Consider the following 19,441-nt stretch of genomic DNA (forward strand, 5'->3'; position numbering starts at 1 on the left):
TTCGGGACGTGCTACATAAACTTCGAATGACGCACAACAAGGTGCCTGCCGTCCAACTTCTGATAATAGCGCTGCTTTATCAACCATCGGGCGAAACGTCGAGTTAGGCACCGCCTTATTCCATAACAAAGCCGGGTTCAGCCCGGCTTTGTTGTATCTGGCGTTTCCCTCAGTTAGCATCGTTCTATTCATCTCCTGTGAGAGTAATGCCTTGAAGCGCTGGTCTGTTTTTCCCCGGTCACTACGCCAACTGGTGACGCTGGCATTCCTGCTGATCCTGTTACCGCTGCTGGTCCTCGCCTGGCAGGCGTGGCAAAGCCTGAACGCGCTTAGCGCCCAGGCGGCACAGACTAACCGTACTACCCTTATCGATGCGCGTCGCAGTGAGGCGATGACCAATGCCGCCCTGGAGATGGAGCGTAGCTATCGTCAGTATTGCGTGCTTGACGATCCTACGCTGGCAAAGGTGTATCAGAGCCAGCGCAAACGCTACAGTGAAATGCTGGACGCCCATGCGGGTGTTCTGCCTGACGATAAGCTGTATCAGGCGTTACGTCAGGATCTGAACGACCTGGCGCAACTGCAATGCCGGAACAGTGGGCCTGAAACCGCCGCGGCCGCGCGACTGGAAGCATTTGCCAACGCCAATACCGAAATGGTGCAAGCGACGCGTACCGTGGTTTTTTCACGCGGGCAGCAGCTACAACAAGAGATTGCCGAGCGTGGACAGTTCTTCGGCTGGCAGGCGCTGGTATTGTTTCTGGTGAGTCTGGCGATGGTGCTGTTGTTCACGCGGATGATTATCGGGCCGGTAAAGGGCATTGAGCGGATGATCAATCGTCTGGGGGAAGGGCGATCGCTGGGCAATACCGTCACCTTTACCGGACCGCGCGAACTGCGTTCCGTTGGGCAGCGGATCATCTGGTTGAGCGAGCGCCTCTCCTGGCTGGAGTCTCAACGCCATCAATTTTTGCGCCATCTCTCCCATGAGTTGAAAACCCCGCTGGCCAGCATGCGTGAAGGCACCGAACTGCTGGCGGACCAGGTAGTGGGGCCACTGACGCCGGAACAAAAAGAGGTGGTTGGCATTCTCGATGACAGTAGCCGTAACCTACAAAAATTGATTGAACAACTACTTGATTACAACCGCAAACTGGCGGATAGCGCCATTGAAATGGAAAGCGTGGAGATTGAACCGCTGGTAGATATGGTGGTTTCCGCTCATAGTCTACCGGCTCGCGCTAAAATGATGCATACCGACATTGCGCTGGCGGCCGATCGCTGCCTGGCCGAGCCGATGTTACTGATGAGCGTACTGGATAATCTTTATTCCAATGCGGTGCACTATGGGGCTGAATCCGGTAACATCCGTATTCGCAGCCGCTTACAGGGATCAACCGTGTATATCGATGTTATCAACACCGGAACTCCTATTCCTGAAGCGGAAAGAACTATGATTTTCGAACCTTTTTTCCAGGGAAGTCATCAACGGAAAGGGGCAGTGAAAGGGAGCGGACTGGGGCTAAGTATCGCCAGAGATTGTATCCGCCGTATGCAGGGTGAGCTCTATCTTGTCGATGAACAGGCGCAAGAGGTTTGCTTCCGCATAGAACTGCCGTTATCTGCAACGAAAAACGACTAAATAATGCTAAGCCTGGTGAATATGCCACACGTTTTTTCTCACATTTTCCAACGTCTATTCTCCCGCCAGTTCATCCTGGCGGGAATGCCGTGCCTTGCGCTGATGGGGTGTACGCCGCATGCGGTGAAGCACATCACCGGGGATGCGCCGCAGGATGCCCTCCCGACGTATCAACTGGCGGATTATCTGTCTGTTGAGTGTACTGATATCTGGGCATTGCAGGGGCAATCGACGGATACCAACCCTCTTTACTGGCTGCGCGCCATTGACTGCGCAGATCGCCTGTTACCGGTGCAGTCGCGCAGCGAGGCCCGCTCGCTGAGTGACGACAGCTGGCAAAACGCTTTTAAGCGCGGCATCTTGCTGGCGAATGCCAAAATTACGCCGCTGGAGCGTCGCGAAAACGTCTCGCGACTGGATGCGTTCAGCCCGCAGATCCCGGCGCAGGTGCGCCCGCTTTATCAGGTCTGGCGCGACGGACAGTCGTTACAGCTCCAGCTCGCCGAAGAACGCCAGCGTTACAGCAAACTGCAGCAAACGACCGATGGCGATCTGGATACGCTGCGTCAGCAGCATCAGCACCTTCAGGCACAGCTCGATCTCACCACGCGTAAACTGGAGAACCTGACCGATATTGAGCGCCAGCTTTCCACCCGTAAACCGGCGGGAAATTACAATCCGGATGCGACGCATGGCGGCGACAAGTCTGAGGGACAAGCCCCGGAATCATCACAAGATGAGGTGACCCCATAATGAGTCGTAAACCGGCGCATTTACTGCTCGTGGATGATGATCCAGGCCTGTTAAAACTGCTGGGCATGCGTCTGACCAGTGAAGGCTATAGCGTGGTGACCGCAGAGAGCGGGGCAGAAGGGCTGCGTGTTTTGAACCGTGAAAAAGTGGATCTGGTGATAAGCGATCTGCGGATGGATGAGATGGACGGCATGCAGCTGTTCAGCGAGATCCAGAAGGTGCAGCCGGGAATGCCGGTCATCATTCTTACCGCCCACGGTTCGATTCCGGATGCGGTCGCGGCAACGCAAAAGGGCGTGTTCAGCTTCCTGACTAAACCCGTGGATAAAGATGCGCTGTATCAGGCGATTGACGAGGCGCTTGAGCAGTCGGCACCCGCCACGGATGATAGCTGGCGTGAATCGATTGTTACCCGTAGCCCGCTGATGCTGCGTTTGCTGGAGCAGGCGCGGATGGTGGCACAGTCCGACGTCAGCGTATTGATCAATGGTCAGAGCGGTACCGGGAAAGAGATCTTCGCCCAGGCTATTCACAATGCCAGCCCGCGCAGCAGTAAACCGTTTATTGCCATCAACTGTGGGGCGCTACCGGAACAATTGCTGGAGTCGGAGTTATTCGGCCACTCGCGCGGCGCGTTTACCGGCGCGGTGAGTAACCGCGAGGGGCTGTTTCAGGCGGCGGAAGGCGGGACGCTGTTCCTGGACGAGATTGGCGACATGCCCGCGCCGCTACAGGTCAAACTGCTGCGCGTCTTGCAGGAACGCAAAGTCAGACCGCTTGGCAGCAACCGCGACATCGATATTGATGTGCGTATTATCTCGGCAACCCACCGTGACTTGCCGAAAGCCATGGCGCGCGGCGAGTTTCGTGAAGATTTATACTACCGCCTCAACGTGGTAAGTCTGAAGATCCCGGCGCTGGCGGAGCGGACCGAAGATATTCCGCTGCTGGCAAATCATCTGCTGCGCCAGTCGGCGGAGCGGCATAAGCCGTTTGTGCGGGCGTTTTCGACGGATGCAATGAAGCGGCTAATGACCGCCAGTTGGCCGGGCAACGTGCGTCAACTGGTGAACGTGATTGAACAGTGCGTGGCGCTGACCTCTTCGCCGGTTATCAGCGATGCGCTGGTGGAACAGGCGCTGGAAGGGGAAAATACCGCGCTGCCGACTTTTGTTGAAGCGCGTAACCAGTTTGAACTGAACTATCTGCGCAAGTTGCTGCAAATCACCAAAGGCAATGTGACGCATGCGGCAAGAATGGCGGGCCGTAACCGGACGGAGTTCTACAAACTCCTGTCACGCCATGAGCTGGATGCAAACGATTTCAAAGAATAACGTTGCGTAATATGTTACGTTTACCCGATTAAAAGACAGGCGACCTTTTCAAGGACTAGCATGAAAAAGATTGATGCGATTATTAAACCCTTCAAGCTCGATGATGTTCGTGAAGCGCTGGCTGAAGTCGGTATTACCGGGATGACCGTCACCGAAGTGAAAGGCTTTGGGCGTCAGAAAGGGCATACCGAGCTGTACCGCGGCGCGGAATACATGGTGGATTTTCTGCCGAAGGTGAAAATTGAAATCGTCGTACCAGACGATATCGTTGAAACCTGCGTGGATACCATTATTCGCACAGCGCAGACGGGCAAAATCGGCGATGGTAAGATCTTCGTCTTTGATGTGGCGCGCGTGGTGCGTATCCGTACCGGTGAAGAAGACGACGCGGCAATTTAAGCCGCGCCGTGCGCATGCCGGATGGTGGCGTAAACGCCTTATCCGGCCCTGCATCCTATAGGCCGGATAAGCACAGCGCCATCAGGCATGACGTCATTACAAGACCTTATGCGGGCCGAAGCATTCGTAATGAATGTTTTCGTTTTTCACACCCAGCTCAACAAGCTGCTTCGCGGCAAACTGCATAAAGCCCACCGGACCGCACAGATAAAACTGCATCGCCGGATCGCTGATTGCGCCTTCCAGTTTGTTCAAATCCATCAGCCCAACGCTATCAAACGCGCCTTTCGCGCGATCGGCTTCGGTTGGCTCACGATACCAGGTGTGGGCGCTAAAGCGTGGCAGCATTTTACCCAGTTCACTCACTTCATCGGCAAACGCATGGACGTCGCCGTTTTCTGCGGCGTGGAACCAGTTGACCTGCGCGGTGTGGTTTGCTTTTGCCAGCGTATCCAGCATTGCCAGCATGGGCGTTTGACCGACGCCAGCAGAGATCAGGGAAACCGGCGTATTCGGGGTGACCGCCATAAAGAAATCGCCAGCAGGTGCGGCCAAATGCACGACATCGCCGATGTTCGCATGGTTATGCAGCCAGTTTGATACCTGACCGCCTTCTTCACGTTTCACGGCAATACGGTAGCTTTTACCATCCGCTTTACGGGTCAGAGAATACTGACGAATCTCCTGATGCGGGAAGCCTTCCGGTTTCAGCCAGACACCAAGATACTGGCCAGGCTGGTATTCGGCCACGGTGCCGCCGTCTACCGGTTCAAGTTCAAAGCTGGTAATCAGTGCGCTGCGCGGGGTTTTCGCTACGATCCGGAACGGACGCGTGCCTTCCCAGCCGCCGGTTTTACGGGCGTTTTCACTGTAGATTTGTGCTTCGCGGTTGATAAAGACATTCGCCAACACGCCGTAGGCTTTGCCCCACGCATCCAGCACGTCCTGGCCTGGACTGAACATTTCGTCGAGGGTCGCCAGCAGGTGTGTACCGACAATGTTGTACTGCTCAGGTTTTATCTGAAAGCTGGTGTGCTTTTGGGCGATTTTCTCAACTGCAGGCAGCAGGGCAGGCAGATTCTCAATATTGCTGGCATAAGCGGCAATGGCATTAAACAGGGCTTCACGCTGATCGCCATTACGCTGGTTGCTCATGTTAAAAATTTCTTTGAGTTCAGGGTTATGAGCGAACATGCGATCGTAAAAATGGGCGGTCAGTTTGGGGCCGGTTTCTACCAGCAGGGGAATGGTGGCTTTTACAGTGGCGATGGTTTGGGCGTCAAGCATACGGTCTTCCTTTATGTGAATCTTTAATGATGTATGTCAAATGCATCTTATAAAAAATATCCCTGCTTTGTAAATGGTTCTTTGACGCTTTACGTGTTAAACGTTACAACGTGAAAAATCTGCATCACAAACCTGAAAAGAAATCCGTTGAAATTCGTAAGGTCTTCATTCCGCAAAGCCTTGTGTCCTGTGAAGGTAATCGTTTGCGTAAATTCCTTTGTCAAGACCTGTTATCACAGAATGATTCAGTTATACTGTTGCCCGTTGTCCAACAGGACCGCCTTTTAAGGCCAAAAATTCTATCGTTAGCTGAGTCAGGAGATGCGGATGTTAAAGCGTGAAATGAACATTGCCGATTATGATGCCGAACTGTGGCAGGCTATGGAGCAGGAAAAAGTACGTCAGGAAGAGCACATCGAACTGATCGCCTCCGAAAACTACACCAGTCCGCGTGTCATGCAGGCGCAGGGCTCTCAGCTGACTAACAAATACGCTGAAGGATATCCGGGCAAGCGCTACTACGGCGGCTGCGAATACGTCGATATCGTTGAGCAACTGGCGATTGATCGCGCCAAAGAACTGTTTGGCGCAGACTACGCTAACGTACAGCCGCACTCCGGCTCTCAGGCTAACTTCGCGGTCTACACCGCGCTGCTGCAACCCGGTGATACCGTTCTGGGTATGAACCTGGCGCAAGGCGGCCACCTGACTCACGGCTCTCCGGTGAACTTCTCTGGCAAACTGTACAACATCGTACCTTACGGTATCGATGAGTCCGGTAAAATTGACTACGAAGAGATGGCGCAACTGGCGCAGACGCACAAACCGAAAATGATCATCGGTGGCTTCTCAGCTTATTCCGGCGTGGTTGACTGGGCAAAAATGCGTGAAATCGCTGACAGCATCGGTGCGTACCTGTTCGTTGATATGGCCCACGTTGCGGGTCTGATTGCCGCAGGCGTTTACCCGAACCCGGTTCCGCATGCACACGTTGTGACCACCACCACCCACAAAACCCTGGCGGGTCCGCGCGGCGGCCTGATCCTGGCGAAAGGCGGTGATGAAGAGCTGTACAAAAAACTGAACTCTGCCGTTTTCCCAAGCGCGCAGGGCGGCCCGTTGATGCACGTGATTGCCGGTAAAGCGGTTGCACTGAAAGAAGCGATGGAGCCAGAGTTCAAAGTCTACCAGCAGCAGGTTGCGAAAAACGCCAAAGCGATGGTGGAAGTGTTCCTGAACCGTGGCTACAAAGTGGTGTCCGGCGGTACTGAAAACCACCTGTTCTTGCTGGATCTGGTGGACAAAAACCTGACCGGTAAAGAAGCTGACGCCGCGCTGGGTCGTGCCAATATCACCGTGAACAAAAACAGCGTGCCGAACGATCCGAAGAGCCCGTTCGTCACTTCTGGTATCCGTATCGGTTCTCCGGCCATTACGCGTCGCGGCTTTAAAGAAGCGGAAGCGAAAGAGTTGGCGGGCTGGATGTGTGACGTGCTGGACAACATCAATGATGAAGCGGTGATTGAGCGCATCAAAGGGAAAGTTCTGGATATCTGCGCACGCTTCCCGGTTTACGCATAATTCCGTTTTGCTGCAAGCAAAAGGCCGCCGATGCGGCCTTTTTTCTTTTTAGCGCCGGTCAATGGAAATCGCGCCCGGCCCCGTCAGTGCCAGCAGCAGGAAACCGCCTGCGATACTGACATTCTTATAGAAGTTAATCATATTCGGTCCCACCGCATCACCGGTCATATTCCAGAAGTGATGGCCGATCACGGCGGTACCCAGCGTATAGAAAACGAAAATAATCGCCAGTGGACGCGTGAAAAAGCCCAGCACAATCAGTATCGCTGCCGGAACCTCCATAACAACGGCAATGATCGCAGCAAGCATCGGCGCAGGGGTACCGAGAGACGTCATATACTGTACGGTACCGTCGAACCCTGTCAGTTTCGGAAAGCCAAAAATAATAAACAGAATTGCCAGCGCAATACGGGCAATCAATAAAAACAGATGGCGTGATTCTCCAAAATCAAAATAACGTAACGTGTTCATAGCAGGCTCATTAGCATGAGTAACGTACTTTAAAACTACTACACAACCCCGAGGCTCGCCATTCGCGCCATAAGCTTATATTTCGTTCAGTTGCGACTCCACGTACAGATAGCCAATGCCCATCAGTTGCTGGGCGCGGGTCAGCGTGCCAAAGCTAATTTGCGTCGCTTTCGCCCGCGGGTTATCGCCGTGATCGAAAGGGTTAAATCCCGTCTGTTGCCGTAGCGTATTGAGCCAGGATTCACCGAAGGCGCAACTGCGTCCGTACAGCCAGATCTGGTTGATATTCAGGATATTAAGAAAGTTATACAGGCTTAAACCAATCGCGCTGGCTGCATGTTCCACCCATGCCTGAATGCGTACATCACCCTTGCGCCAGGCGTCGATCAGTAAATCCGTGGTCAGCGTTTCCGGATCCCTTCCCGGCACTGGCTGCGCCTTCATCCAGACTCTGGCCTGCTTTTTCAGCGCGCTCAGGGAGGCGACGGTTTCCAGACAGCCGTAACGACCGCAGTCGCAGGCGATCCCGTCGGGGTTAACAATGGTATGCCCAATCTGACCGCTGCCGTACAGGCTACCGCGCCAGATATTGTCGTGAATGACGAACGATGAGCCAATGCCGTAATCGACGTTAATCACGCAGAAGTCCTCGTTGGCCGCCGGGTTTTGCCACTTTTCCGCCAGCGCCAGCATCACGCAGTCGTTGTCGAGGCGGACCTGTATACCGAGTCGTTCCTCCAGCAGATACTTGATTTCCACCGGCGTTTTCCACGGCGCCTGTGGCATCGTTTTCGACGCACCGGTGATCGGATCCACCTGACCGTGGACGCCCAGCGCGAGGTTGATCGTGGTGTCGGGATAGCGCTGACGCCAGCGCCGCCAGTGGTTGGCTATTGCGGCAAGCAGCGCGTCAGGCGTCGCGGCGTTAATCACCTCATGCTGCCAGTCGCCAACCGCCACCAGACGCGCATCGGCCAGCTGGCTGGTCAGACTGGTCGGGGTGACGTTGATACACAGCGTCCACGCGCCCTGTACCGGCAGATGAAAACTCCCGTTGCTGAGCCCGCGCTGGCTCAGCGTTTCACGGGAGTGGCACAGCCGTCCTTCGTCCAGCAATTCTTCAAGAATGTTACTCACCGCCGGAATCGACAGGCCGGTGAGCTGCGCCAGCTGCGATTTACTGAGCTGCTTTTCGCGCCACAAATGCGACAGGAAGATCTGTTTATTCGCCTGTCTGACACGGGCGTTATTGAATCCCGAACGCTGCATACACTTAACTCCCTTAACTATATTGCGTGAGCATTGCGCATTTTACCGCCAGTTAACTGCCACACAATAGCCACAAGATGACATTTTACTTTTGTTTATTGAGTGGAGGCAGCATGTACGGTTCAGTTAAGGTCTGGCAGGAAACCCTCTCACTACCGACCTGGACGGTGGGTGAGGAAGATCCGAACCCGATGTTTCTGGAAAAACGGGTTTATCAGGGCTCCTCAGGTGCGGTTTACCCCTACGGCGTGATCGACACCCTGACCGGCAAGCGCGAGATGCGCGATTACCAGGCCGTGTGGATGGAAAACGATTTTATCCGCGTCATGCTGCTGCCCGAACTGGGGGGGCGTATTCACCGTGCGTATGACAAAGTGCAGCAGCGCGATTTTGTCTATTACAACGAAGTGGTGAAGCCTGCGCTGGTTGGCCTGTTGGGGCCGTGGATCTCCGGCGGGATCGAATTTAACTGGCCGCAGCACCATCGCCCCACCACTTTTATGCCGGTAGATTTTACACAGCGGGCAGGGGAACACGGCGAACAAACCGTCTGGATGGGTGAAGTGGAGCCGATGCGCGGTCTGCAGGTGATGACTGGATTCACCCTCTACCCGGATCGCGCGTTGATAGAAATCACCGGTAAAGTCTTCAACGGCAACGCCACGCCACGTCATTTTTTATGGTGGGCGAACCCGGCGGTGAAGGGCGGCGACGATCATCAAAGCGTGTTCCCGCCTGATGTCACGGCGGTGTTCGATCACGGCAAGCGCGATGTCTCCGCTTTTCCGATCGCTACGGGCACCTATTACAAAGTTGACTACTCGGCAGGGGTGGATATCTCCCGCTATAAGAATGTGCCGGTGCCGACTTCGTACATGGCGGAAAAATCGGACTATGATTTTGTCGGTGCTTGGCATCACGGTGAGCGCGGCGGGTTGCTCCATGTTGCCGATCATCACATCTCGCCGGGGAAAAAGCAGTGGAGCTGGGGTTACGGGGATTTTGGCGTGGCCTGGGATCGTAACCTGACCGATGAGAATGGCCCGTACATCGAATTAATGACCGGGGTGTTTACCGACAACCAGCCGGATTTCACCTGGCTTGCACCTTTTGAAGAGAAGGTGTTCGTCCAGAACTTCCTGCCATACAGTGAATTAGGAATGGTGCAAAACGCCAGTACCGACCTGGCGTTGCGACTGGTGCGTGATGAAAGCCAGCTGTCCGTTGGTGTCTATGCGGTTGCGCCATTGCAGGATGTGCAAGTGACGCTCAGTGCAGACGGCGCGCCTTTCTTCGAAACCACGCTGACGCTGGCACCGGGGAAAAGCTGGCTAACGACGCTTGCCGATTCGGGCTATGCGCGGATCACCATGACGGTCACCCGTCACGACGGTCAGACATTGCTGCAATACGAAGAGCATATTGCTGACGATTTGCCGCTGCCCTCGGCGGCAACGGCCCCGGCACAGCCGGAGGCATTATCTAACACTGATGAACTTTACTTTATCGGTCAGCATCTGGAGCAGTACAACCACGCCAGTCGTTACGCCGGGGATTACTATCGCCGGGCGCTGGAAATGGATCCGCTGGATTACCGCAACAACGTTGCGCTGGGGACGCTGGCGCTGAACCAGGCTGACTGGGCGCAAGCTGAACGCTGCGCGAAAGCGGCATTAGCGCGGGCGCATCACCTGAACAAAAACCCGCGCGATGGTGAAGCCAGTATGCTGTTAGCCGCTGCGCGGGAGCGCCAGGGCGATTGCCAGCAGGCCTGGGATCATTACTACAAGGCGAGCTGGAGCGGAAACTGTCGCGACGCGGCCTTCTGGGCACTGGCCCGGCTTGCGATGGCGCGTGGCGATCATGCAGATGCACTGGCAAAAGTAACGCAGAGTTTGCGCTTTAACGGCAGCAACAATCTGGCGATGGGACTGAAAGCGCTGGTACTGGCAGAACTGGGGCGCACGTCTGAGGCGCTGAAGTACATCGAGCAGCAGCGTAATGACTATCCGCTTAGCTACGTGCTGCACTATGCCCGCTGGGCGATACGCCGGGATGAACCGTCGAAAACGGCGCTTATCACTATTACCGGTCGCCGAGGTACTAACGCCTGCGAACTGGCAGGATGGCTACTCTCTTTCGGTCAAAAAGCTGCAGCCCGCGAACTGCTGGAACTGCTGGACAGTCAGGAAACGCTGCCGTTGCTGTGGCGGGCGTCGCTGAGCGACCATCCGCAGCCGTTCATCGCCCAGGCGCGTGCTTGCCTGCCTAACCGGGTACGTTTCCCGAATACCCTCGACGAAGTACAGATGCTGCAAACGCTGGAGCATAGTGCTTACGCCCGCTATCTGTTGGGCTGCTTCTGGTACAGCAAACGCCGCTACGAAGAGGCGCTTACCTGCTGGCAATTTACCCTGCAACAGGAGCCTGAATTTGCGCCTGTGCACCGTCTGCTGGGGATTTATGCGTGGAACAAACAGCACGATGGCGTCAAGGCACACCAGTATTTGTCACAGGCCGTGGCGCTGGAACCTGATAACGCCCGTTTCCTGTTTGAACTGGATTACCTCAATAAACTCCTGGCGACGCCTGCCGAACAGCGTCTGCAACAGCTGGAATCGCGTAAGGCGGTGGTGTTCCAGCGTGACGATTTAACCGTGGAGTTGCTCAGCCTGTGGAACGGACTGGGCCACTACGATGATGCCGCGAAGGTGCTTGGCGAGCGCGTATTCCACCCCTGGGAAGGGGGCGAGGGGAAAGCGACCGGGCAGTACCTGCTGAACCAGATGCATCGGGCGCTGGCGGCGATCGGCAAAGAGGAATTCTCCGACGCGGTCAGTCTGCTACAACAGGCGCTGATCTATCCGCATAACCTGGGGGAAGGGCGCTTACCCGGACAAACCGATAACGATATCTGGTATCTGTTGGGCTATTGCGCTCAGCGTCAGGGATATCATGACGAAGCGCATCGTTACTTTGCCCGTGCCACCCGTGGCGGAAGCACGTTGGATGCCGGACGCTACTACAACGATCAGCCCGTGGACTATCTCTTCTGGCAGGGCATGGCGCTGAAACAGCTGGGTGAACGTGACGACGCAGAGCAACTTTTCCGCAGCTTCCTGCAATGGGTGACATCACAACGTGACCACGTGCCGGAGGTGGATTTCTTCGCCGTCTCATTACCGGATCTGGTGGTGCTCGATACGCCGGCGGAGGCAAAGCACCAGCAGCACTGCCTGTTTATTACCGCGTTGGGGCATCTGGGGCTTGGGGATTTATCCGCCTGCCAGCAGGCGCTTGACGCACTTCTGCAACAGAACCCGGCGCATGACAAAGCTCTGCTTGTGCGCCATGTCATCAGACTGGAGTTATTGCACTAAACCCTGAACCGGTGGCGGTAACGCCACCGGAAACCTACTGTTCCCTGCGTTTCCCTGAAAGAGGAATCATAATAAATAACGCGCAGACACATTTGAAAATCGGCTACGTCTGGACTATCTGTCTGGTCGCAGCCTGTGGTGGTTTGCTGTTTGGCTACGACTGGGTGGTGATTGGTGGGGCAAAGCCTTTTTATGAAGCGTACTTCTCGATAACCGATCCGGCGCAGTCCGGCTGGGCGATGAGCTCCGCGCTGGTGGGCTGTATTTTTGGCGCGTTGATTTCGGGCTGGTGCGCCGATAAATTTGGCCGAAAAATGCCGCTCATCCTCTCTGCTATTCTGTTCAGCGCCTCGGCATGGGGAACCGCCGTTGCCAGCAACTTCGACATGTTCGTGGTTTACCGCATTGTTGGCGGCGTCGGGATTGGCCTGGCGTCAGCGCTCAGTCCGCTGTACATCGCCGAAGTCAGTCCGGCGGAAAAACGCGGACGTTTTGTGGCGGTGAACCAGTTGACCATTGTCATTGGTGTTCTGGCGGCGCAACTGATCAACCTGATGATCGCTGAACCCGTTGCCACAGGGGCGACACAGCAGGCAATTGTTGAGAGCTGGAACGGGCAGATGGGCTGGCGCTGGATGTTTGGCGCGGAACTGGTTCCCGCGTTGGCCTTTCTGGTGCTGATGTTTTTCGTCCCGGAATCCCCGCGCTGGCTGGTGAAGGCGGGTAAACCGGAGCGTGCGCGTGCCATGCTGCAACGCATTGGCTCTGCGGAGTACGCCGGACAGACGCTAAAAGAGATCGAACACACGCTGCTCAAAGATAATCACAGAGTCGCATGGTCCACGCTGCTGCAACCGCAGATCAAACCGATCGTGATCATCGGCATGGTGCTGGCGGTCTTCCAGCAGTGGTGCGGGATCAACGTGATCTTTAACTACGCGCAGGAAATTTTCGCCTCTGCCGGTTTCGACATCAACGGTACGCTGAAATCGATCGTTGCCACCGGCATTATCAACCTGGTCTTTACCCTCGCCGCACTGCCGCTGGTGGACAAAATTGGGCGGCGCAAGCTGATGCTGTTCGGCGCATCCGGCCTGACGGTGATTTATGTGTTGATTGCCGGTGCCTACGGGATGGGGATTATGGGCTGGCCGGTGCTGGTTCTGGTGCTGGCGGCCATTGCCATTTATGCCCTGACGCTGGCACCGGTCACTTGGGTGCTGCTGTCTGAAATCTTTCCTAACCGCGTGCGCGGGCTGGCGATGTCGCTGGGTACGCTGGCGCTGTGGATTGCCTGTTTCCTGTTGACCTATACCTTCCCGCTGCTCAATGCCGGGCTGGGTGCCGCCGGGAGTTTCCTGCTCTACGGCGTGATTTGCGCAATGGGATATGTGTATGTGCTGCGTAATGTACCGGAAACAAAAGGCGTAACGCTGGAAGCGCTGGAAGAACAACTGGCGGCGAGACATTTGAAAGCCAGCCCGTCGGCACAGCCAAAAAGCGTGCGCTGATGACCACGCCGCTGACGCTGCATAACGCGCATCTGCGGATGCGCGTGGATCCTCAAGGCGGCGCGCTGTTGTCGCTGTTTTCGTTACAACATCAACAACCGGTTCTACGCGAAAGCGAGGGAAAAACCGCCGGTGATGGCGGGCTGTTTCCGATGCTGCCGGTTGCCAATCGCGTGGCCGGTAACCGCTTCAGCCAGCGCGGAACCGAGGTGCAATTGCCGTTATATGAGGCCGACGACGCGTTTTTCCTGCACGGTGACGGCTGGCTTAAACGCTGGGAAGTGACGGCGGCGACCGATGATAGCTGTTCGCTGCGTCTGCGCAGTCAACTGGCATGTGGCTATGATTATCAGGCGGAACTGCAGTATGTGCTTGACGCGTCAGTATTCAGGGCGTCGCTGACGATCGCCCATCTGGGCAAGCGCCCCATGCTGTACGGCTGCGGTTTCCACCCGTTTTTTGTCTTTGATGCGCGAAGCACCGTGCAGTTTTCTGCCAGCGGTTACTGGCCGGAAGGCGAGCACCATTTGCCGCTGGCCTGGCAGAGTGAACTGCCGACGGAGGCTGATTTTACCAGGGCGCAGTATGGCGCGGATCGCTGGCTAAATGTGGGGTATTCCGGCTGGAGTGGGCAGGCGATCATTCAACGTAATGTGATGCGTGTCACGATTTCTGCGCAAACTCCCTGGCTTATGCTTTTCAGAATGCCAGGTGAGTCATTTCTTTGTCTGGAACCGCAGACGCATCCGGTGAATGCCCACCACATGCCGGGGCAGCCGGGATTGCGGATGTTAGGCTCTGGAGAACAGTGCCGTTTCGCGATGGAGATTCGCGTTGATTAGCGACAAAACGTTGTTATGTTGCTGTTAATGTTCACTTGCGCCAGCCTGCGTTTATCGCCAGACTATCGCCTCCACACGGGAGGGGATCATGTCTTTGCACTCCACGCGCTGGCTGGCGCTCGGTTACTTCACCTATTTTTTTAGCTACGGGATTTTTCTTCCCTTCTGGAGCGTCTGGCTTAAAGGGCTTGGCCTCACGCCGGAGACGATCGGCCTCTTATTGGGCGCTGGTCTGGTCGCCCGTTTTCTTGGCAGTTTGATCATTGCCCCGCGGGTCAGCGATCCATCACGGCTGATCTCCGCGTTACGCATTCTGGCGCTACTAACGCTGATCTTTGCGCTGGCCTTCTGGGCCGGAACCCATGTCGCCTGGCTGATGGTGGTAATGGTCGGCTTTAACCTCTTCTTCTCGCCGCTGGTGCCGCTCACGGACGCGCTGGCGAATACCTGGCAAAAGCAGATCACCATGGATTATGGACGGGTGCGTCTGTGGGGATCGGTCGCGTTTGTGATTGGTTCGGCGCTAACCGGCAAACTGGTCAGCCTGTTTGATTACCGGGCGATTCTGGCGCTGCTGACGCTGGGCGTCGCCTCAATGTTGCTGGGAATGCTGATTCGCCCCAGCGTGTTGCCCAAAGGGGAAAACCGTCACCAGGAGAGCGCTGGCTGGCCCGCCTGGCGTTCGCTGGTCACACAAAGCTGGCGCTTTCTGGCCTGCGTCTGTCTGTTGCAGGGGGCGCATGCCGCCTACTACGGTTTTAGCGCCATTTACTGGCAGGGGGCGGGGTATTCCGCGTCGGCGGTCGGCTATCTCTGGTCGCTCGGCGTGGTGGCAGAAGTGATCATCTTTGCCCTGAGCAATAAGCTGTTCCGCCGCTTTAGCGCCCGCGATCTGTTACTGCTCTCCGCCATCTGCGGTGTGATTCGCTGGGGACTGATGGGCTGGACGACGGCGCTGCCGTGGCTGATTGTGGTGCAGATCCTCCATTGTGGCACCTTTACCGTCTGCCACCTGGCGGCGATGCGTTATATTGCGGCGCGTCAGGGAAGCGAAGTCATTCGTCTGCAGGCGGTCTATTCTGCTGTGGCGATGGGCGGCAGCATTGCCATCATGACCGTGTTTGCTGGCTTCCTGTACCAGAATCTGGGCAACGGCGTCTTCTGGGTTATGGCGCTGGTGGCGTTGCCGGCTATGGTACTGCGGCCAAAAGTGGCCGCTTCATCCTGATTCCAGCATCTTGCGGATCTGCTGCTGCTGATGTGGCGTTAGCGCCTGATCCGCATGAATCAACGGGGGTGAAAAGAGCGGCAGCAGCGTGGCGTAAGGGGTAACAATCAGCGCCACGCCGCGCGGTGAGCCTTCCTGCTGGAAAGTTCGCATCGGCAATGGCTTGATGTTCAGCGGCAGTAGCGTCAGTTCACGCAGTTGTTGTTCTATCTGCTGCTCCAGTTGCGGATTATCACCGGTCAGTAAGACGACCTGTTTCTCATGCAGGTCATTATCCTGCATCAGCCATGCGCCAAAAATCACCGCCACCAGTCCCGTCTCTTCTTCAGAAAACTCAACGGCATACTCTTCTTCAAACCCGCGTAACGCATCGCGGGTGGTACGCATCAGACGCGGATAGAGGCGGGCGAACTCTTCCGGCAAGGTGTTATCGATGCCAATCGAAAACAGGCAGCGGTTCAGCGCCTGGGACAGATGGATATAGAGCTGATCGTTTAGCCCCTGCTCGTCGTTAAAACGCACCGCGCCCATTTCGCGAAAACGCAGGATCAAGCGGGCGATCGCCAGACGCAACCGCCGGTTCTGCTGATGGTTATCGCGAATCGGGTCCGGGATGCGGACCATCGAAAACAGCAGCGCCATAAACAGCGATTCCGTTAATGGCGCATCCTGCCGGACACGACGCTGCCAGTGACGGCCAATCTCCTGCGCTAACGCGTATTCGGCGCAGGACTGCGCCCAGCGCTGCTGGACGGGATTGAATTCCGGCGAGATCCCCGCATGATGTTGCAACAGACAATATTGCAGATAGAGGCGCAGGAACTGGATGTCCCGGCACTCGAACGGCTTTTGCAGACGACGCGCACAAAGGTTAATCAGCGCATGCAGATTGGTATCGTCATACAGCGTGCGCAGGATCCCCCGCTGTTTTAGCTCAATTTTGAGGGCGGGGGCAAAGTGTTGATTAATGAACGCCGGACACAAACGCAGGCCGCGTCTGAGCCAGTGTAAGAGGCAGAGGCGTTGGTTAAGCGCGGTACCTTCGATCCGGTAGCACCCATTCGGACCAGTGCTAATGCTAAGTCGATGATAGCGTTGGATCTTCAGTCCCGTTTCGACAATATCCTCACGGGCAACAGTATCATCGACACCATTTAGCGCACTGAACATTTCCGCGGTGGCAATCTGCCCCGGCTGGAAAAGCGTCAGCAAAACCTGGCAACGGCGCTGGGGAGCAGAAAGTACAGATGGCGGAGCAAGCGTTGTCATCATCTGTCGGATCTCCCTTAGGTATGTTAGATAAGAATAGCTAAAGTTTTTCCATAGCCATTACGAATGAAATGTTTTGCGTCAGGAATGCAGGGAGAGGTCACAGAATTTTTCACGTGTGCAACCGCGTAAGAGAGTTTAACGCAGCGCTTTATTAGGATTTTCCGCGTTTTTATCTTCAGATTGTGCAGTAAAAAGCCTCGCCAGGGGAGACGAGGCTGAAAGGTTATTAATGGATTAACGATCCTGTCGCAGGGTTAACCCGACATCCCCACCCGGATGCACGGCCAGCAGCGTTTCTCTGGTATAGCCGCTTTCACTCATCAGGCAGGCGCAAGCAGCATCAAAGATCGCAATCACCAGCATGATGGAGGTGGTCGCCAGCATGTTCAGCGGATCCGCCTCGCGCTGGACGCCGGTGGAAATCACCAGCCGGGCGGCCTTTGCAATGGCGGAATTCGCGTTTTCCGTAACGCTGATAATCGGCACGTTGCGCGCCGCAAGGCCTGGCAATAAGCGCGTGAGCTCGTCAGAGTTACCGCCGCGCGAGAGTAAAATCATCCGATCGTCAGCGCGTAAAAAACCGAGATCGCCGTGCGCGGCATCGGTGGCGTTGAGGTAGATCGCCGGGCGCTCAACGCAGGAGAGCATGTGGGCGATTTTACGCGCCGCAATGCCAGAGGTGCCGACGCCGGTGACCACGATTTTCCCCCGACATTCGCGCAATTCCGTCATTAATGCATTCCAGACCGGTTCGCTCAAATGCTGACCCAGACCGGCCAGCGCCTCACTGTAGAGGGTCCAGGTATCGGTGGCCTGTTGCCATGGGCTACTCATGCATCCCCCTGCATCAACTGACGGTACTTCATGTGATCCTGATACATCTCGTGGAACACCTGATATTTACGGTCGTAATACTGCTTAATGCGATTGGTCTGCGGGGTGACCGTTTTACCTATCCGGCTCATGGCCGACATTGCTTCCGGGAAGGTCTCGAACACGCCGGCGGCGATGGTGCCCATCATTGCGCCACCAAGCAGCATCGCTTCGCTCTCTTCCGGAAGTAGCATGGCGCAACCAGTGGCATTGGCATGTTCCTGCACAAAGATAGGGTTCTTGGTGCCGCCGCCGCTGGCCATGATAGTGTCGATGCTGTACCCACTCTGGTTCATGGTTTCAATGATGTGACGCGTACCCAACGCGATGGCCTGAATGGTTGCCAGATAGTGCAGCGCCATGTCTTCCGGCGTGCGGGAAAGCTTCAGCCCACTGATCGCCCCGGTCAGCGTCGGATTGGCGCGCGGCGAACGGTTGCCGTGGAAGTAGGGCAGAATATGAATATCACGGGTCAGAAAGGCGATATTCTCCGGCTCGCCTGCCATTTTACGCAGCAGCGCGTTCAGCACTTCATAAATGGTTTGCCCCTGCGCTTTGGCTTGCGCCAGCAGCGTATCGTAACAAGGGTGCGACTGAATAATGTGGTCGATCAGCGCGCCGGTCGCGGACTGTCCGCCTTCATTGAGCCAGTATTCCGGCAACACGGCGGAATAGTAAGGACCCCAGACGCCGCCAATAAAGCGAGGCTCTTTTGAGATCGCCATGTGCCCGGTAGAGGTTCCACCAATCAGGGCAACGCGACGGTCAAAGTCAGCGACTTCGCCAGAGACACCGCAGGCGCCAAGCGTGCCGAGGGTACCCGCATGGGCATCAATGATCGACACGCTGACGGCAGTGCCTGGAATCAACCCCATTTCACTGGCGGCGCGCTGAGTCAGTCCGTGACCAAGCGGTTCGCCCATCGTTTTCACATAGCGACCAATTTTTGCCGCATCGTGTTCCAGCAGATCTTCCAGTCCGATCTCGCGGAAGTAGCTGGCATCCCACTTGTCTTCATGGCCCATGTAGGTCCATTTGCACACCGTGGAACACAGTGAACGCGTGTCGTCGCCGGTGGCGCGCCAGGTCAGGAAGTCGGGTAAATCAAAATAGTAGCCCGCGTTGGCCCAGGTGTTAGGCATATGCTGTTTCAGCCACAGCAGTTTCGGCGTTTGCATTTCCGGGGAGATGATCCCGCCTACGTAGTCCAGCACCCGATGGTGCATCGCGTTGATGCGCTCGGCCTGGGTGATGGCGCGGTGATCCATCCACACGATGATGTTTTGCTCGCTGCGCCCGGAAGGGCTGATGGTCAGCGGTTTGCCCTCCTTATCCAGCACCACCAGCGAACAGGTGGCGTCAAATCCCAACCCTTTCACCTGAATGGGGTTGATATCGGACTGATTAATGGCATCACGAACCGCGTTGCAGACAGCCTGCCAGATGTTATCGGACGACTGCTCGACGAAATCGGCCTGCGGGCGGTAAATTTCAATCGCGCGAGTGGCCTGGCCGACCATTCTGCCGTTGAGATCAAACACCCCTGCGCGAGCGCTGCCGGTTCCTACATCCACACCAATAAAGTAACTCGCCATAATT

At 56.0% G+C, this 19,441-nt stretch carries 15 protein-coding genes; 9 read left to right on the plus strand and 6 right to left on the minus strand.

Going from position 1 to position 19,441, the window contains the following annotated elements; genetic code table 11:
- Positions 1-211: 211 nt before the first annotated feature.
- From qseE to glnB, 4 genes are read left to right on the plus strand one after another with little or no spacing between them, the layout of a single operon-like run.
- Positions 212-1,642: a two component system sensor histidine kinase QseE/GlrK gene (gene qseE, locus OGW13_RS02225; protein WP_042999796.1), complete on the plus strand. Its 1,431-nt coding sequence runs from the start codon at positions 212-214 to the stop codon at positions 1,640-1,642.
- Between the two features lie 21 nt (positions 1,643-1,663).
- Positions 1,664-2,395, plus strand: coding sequence for a two-component system QseEF-associated lipoprotein QseG (gene qseG, locus OGW13_RS02230; protein WP_044264932.1), 732 nt, complete (start codon positions 1,664-1,666; stop codon positions 2,393-2,395).
- Complete coding sequence (glrR, locus tag OGW13_RS02235) at positions 2,395-3,729, plus strand: two-component system response regulator GlrR (protein ID WP_086512879.1); 1,335 nt, start codon at positions 2,395-2,397, stop codon at positions 3,727-3,729. Before qseG ends, glrR begins: the two co-directional genes overlap by 1 nt.
- A 60-nt stretch (positions 3,730-3,789) precedes the next feature.
- The gene (gene glnB / locus OGW13_RS02240; RefSeq protein ID WP_012906673.1) at positions 3,790-4,128 is read left to right on the plus strand and encodes a nitrogen regulatory protein P-II; all 339 of its coding nucleotides are present in this window, start codon (positions 3,790-3,792) and stop codon (positions 4,126-4,128) included.
- A 96-nt stretch (positions 4,129-4,224) separates the two neighbouring features.
- Here glnB and hmpA read toward each other — a convergent pair whose 3' ends face one another.
- Positions 4,225-5,415: an NO-inducible flavohemoprotein gene (gene hmpA / locus OGW13_RS02245; protein WP_061069771.1), complete on the minus strand. Its 1,191-nt coding sequence runs from the start codon at positions 5,413-5,415 to the stop codon at positions 4,225-4,227.
- A gap of 327 nt (positions 5,416-5,742) precedes the next feature.
- Here hmpA and glyA point away from each other — a divergent pair, with 327 nt between their 5' ends.
- A complete protein-coding gene (glyA, locus tag OGW13_RS02250) occupies positions 5,743-6,996 on the plus strand; it encodes a serine hydroxymethyltransferase (RefSeq protein WP_042999800.1) in 1,254 nt (417 codons plus the stop codon).
- Positions 6,997-7,044: 48 nt separating this feature from the next.
- On the opposite strand, the gene OGW13_RS02255 is transcribed toward glyA, so the two are convergent.
- Positions 7,045-7,467 carry a DoxX family protein gene (locus OGW13_RS02255; RefSeq protein WP_142765336.1) on the minus strand — a complete coding sequence of 141 codons (423 nt, stop codon included), beginning with the start codon at positions 7,465-7,467 and terminating at the stop codon, positions 7,045-7,047.
- A 75-nt stretch (positions 7,468-7,542) separates the two neighbouring features.
- On the minus strand, positions 7,543-8,736 hold the full coding sequence (locus OGW13_RS02260) for an ROK family transcriptional regulator (RefSeq protein WP_287115560.1): 1,194 nt from the start codon (positions 8,734-8,736) through the stop codon (positions 7,543-7,545).
- 113 nt (positions 8,737-8,849) lie between these two features.
- On the opposite strand from OGW13_RS02260, the gene OGW13_RS02265 reads away from it, so the two are divergent.
- From OGW13_RS02265 to OGW13_RS02280, 4 genes are all read left to right on the plus strand, one after another.
- Positions 8,850-12,116 (plus strand): DUF5107 domain-containing protein, encoded by a 3,267-nt coding sequence (locus tag OGW13_RS02265; RefSeq protein WP_287115561.1) that lies wholly within the window; start codon positions 8,850-8,852, stop codon positions 12,114-12,116.
- Positions 12,117-12,187: 71 nt separating this feature from the next.
- The gene (locus tag OGW13_RS02270; protein ID WP_109740515.1) at positions 12,188-13,627 is read left to right on the plus strand and encodes a sugar porter family MFS transporter; all 1,440 of its coding nucleotides are present in this window, start codon (positions 12,188-12,190) and stop codon (positions 13,625-13,627) included.
- Entirely contained in the window at positions 13,627-14,469 is an 843-nt protein-coding gene (locus OGW13_RS02275) for an aldose 1-epimerase (RefSeq protein ID WP_058586959.1), read from the plus strand. Before OGW13_RS02270 ends, OGW13_RS02275 begins: the two co-directional genes overlap by 1 nt.
- Before the next feature lie 88 nt (positions 14,470-14,557).
- A complete protein-coding gene (locus OGW13_RS02280) occupies positions 14,558-15,697 on the plus strand; it encodes a 3-phenylpropionate MFS transporter (RefSeq protein ID WP_058586958.1) in 1,140 nt (379 codons plus the stop codon).
- Here OGW13_RS02280 and csiE read toward each other — a convergent pair.
- The 3 genes from csiE to OGW13_RS02295 form a co-directional block, all read right to left on the minus strand.
- On the minus strand, positions 15,689-16,969 hold the full coding sequence (csiE, locus tag OGW13_RS02285; RefSeq protein WP_287115562.1) for a stationary phase inducible protein CsiE: 1,281 nt from the start codon (positions 16,967-16,969) through the stop codon (positions 15,689-15,691). The two genes, OGW13_RS02280 and csiE, sit on opposite strands and share 9 nt — an antisense overlap.
- A 234-nt stretch (positions 16,970-17,203) precedes the next feature.
- Entirely contained in the window at positions 17,204-17,803 is a 600-nt protein-coding gene (locus tag OGW13_RS02290) for a KpsF/GutQ family sugar-phosphate isomerase (RefSeq protein WP_044264916.1), read from the minus strand.
- Complete coding sequence (locus OGW13_RS02295) at positions 17,800-19,437, minus strand: FGGY-family carbohydrate kinase (protein WP_042999809.1); 1,638 nt, start codon at positions 19,435-19,437, stop codon at positions 17,800-17,802. The genes OGW13_RS02290 and OGW13_RS02295 overlap by 4 nt, the downstream gene beginning before the upstream one ends.
- Positions 19,438-19,441 lie beyond the last annotated feature (4 nt).

This window comes from Citrobacter sp. Ca225, assembly GCF_030337175.1.
In the GTDB taxonomy this organism is placed as follows: domain Bacteria; phylum Pseudomonadota; class Gammaproteobacteria; order Enterobacterales; family Enterobacteriaceae; genus Citrobacter_A; species Citrobacter_A amalonaticus.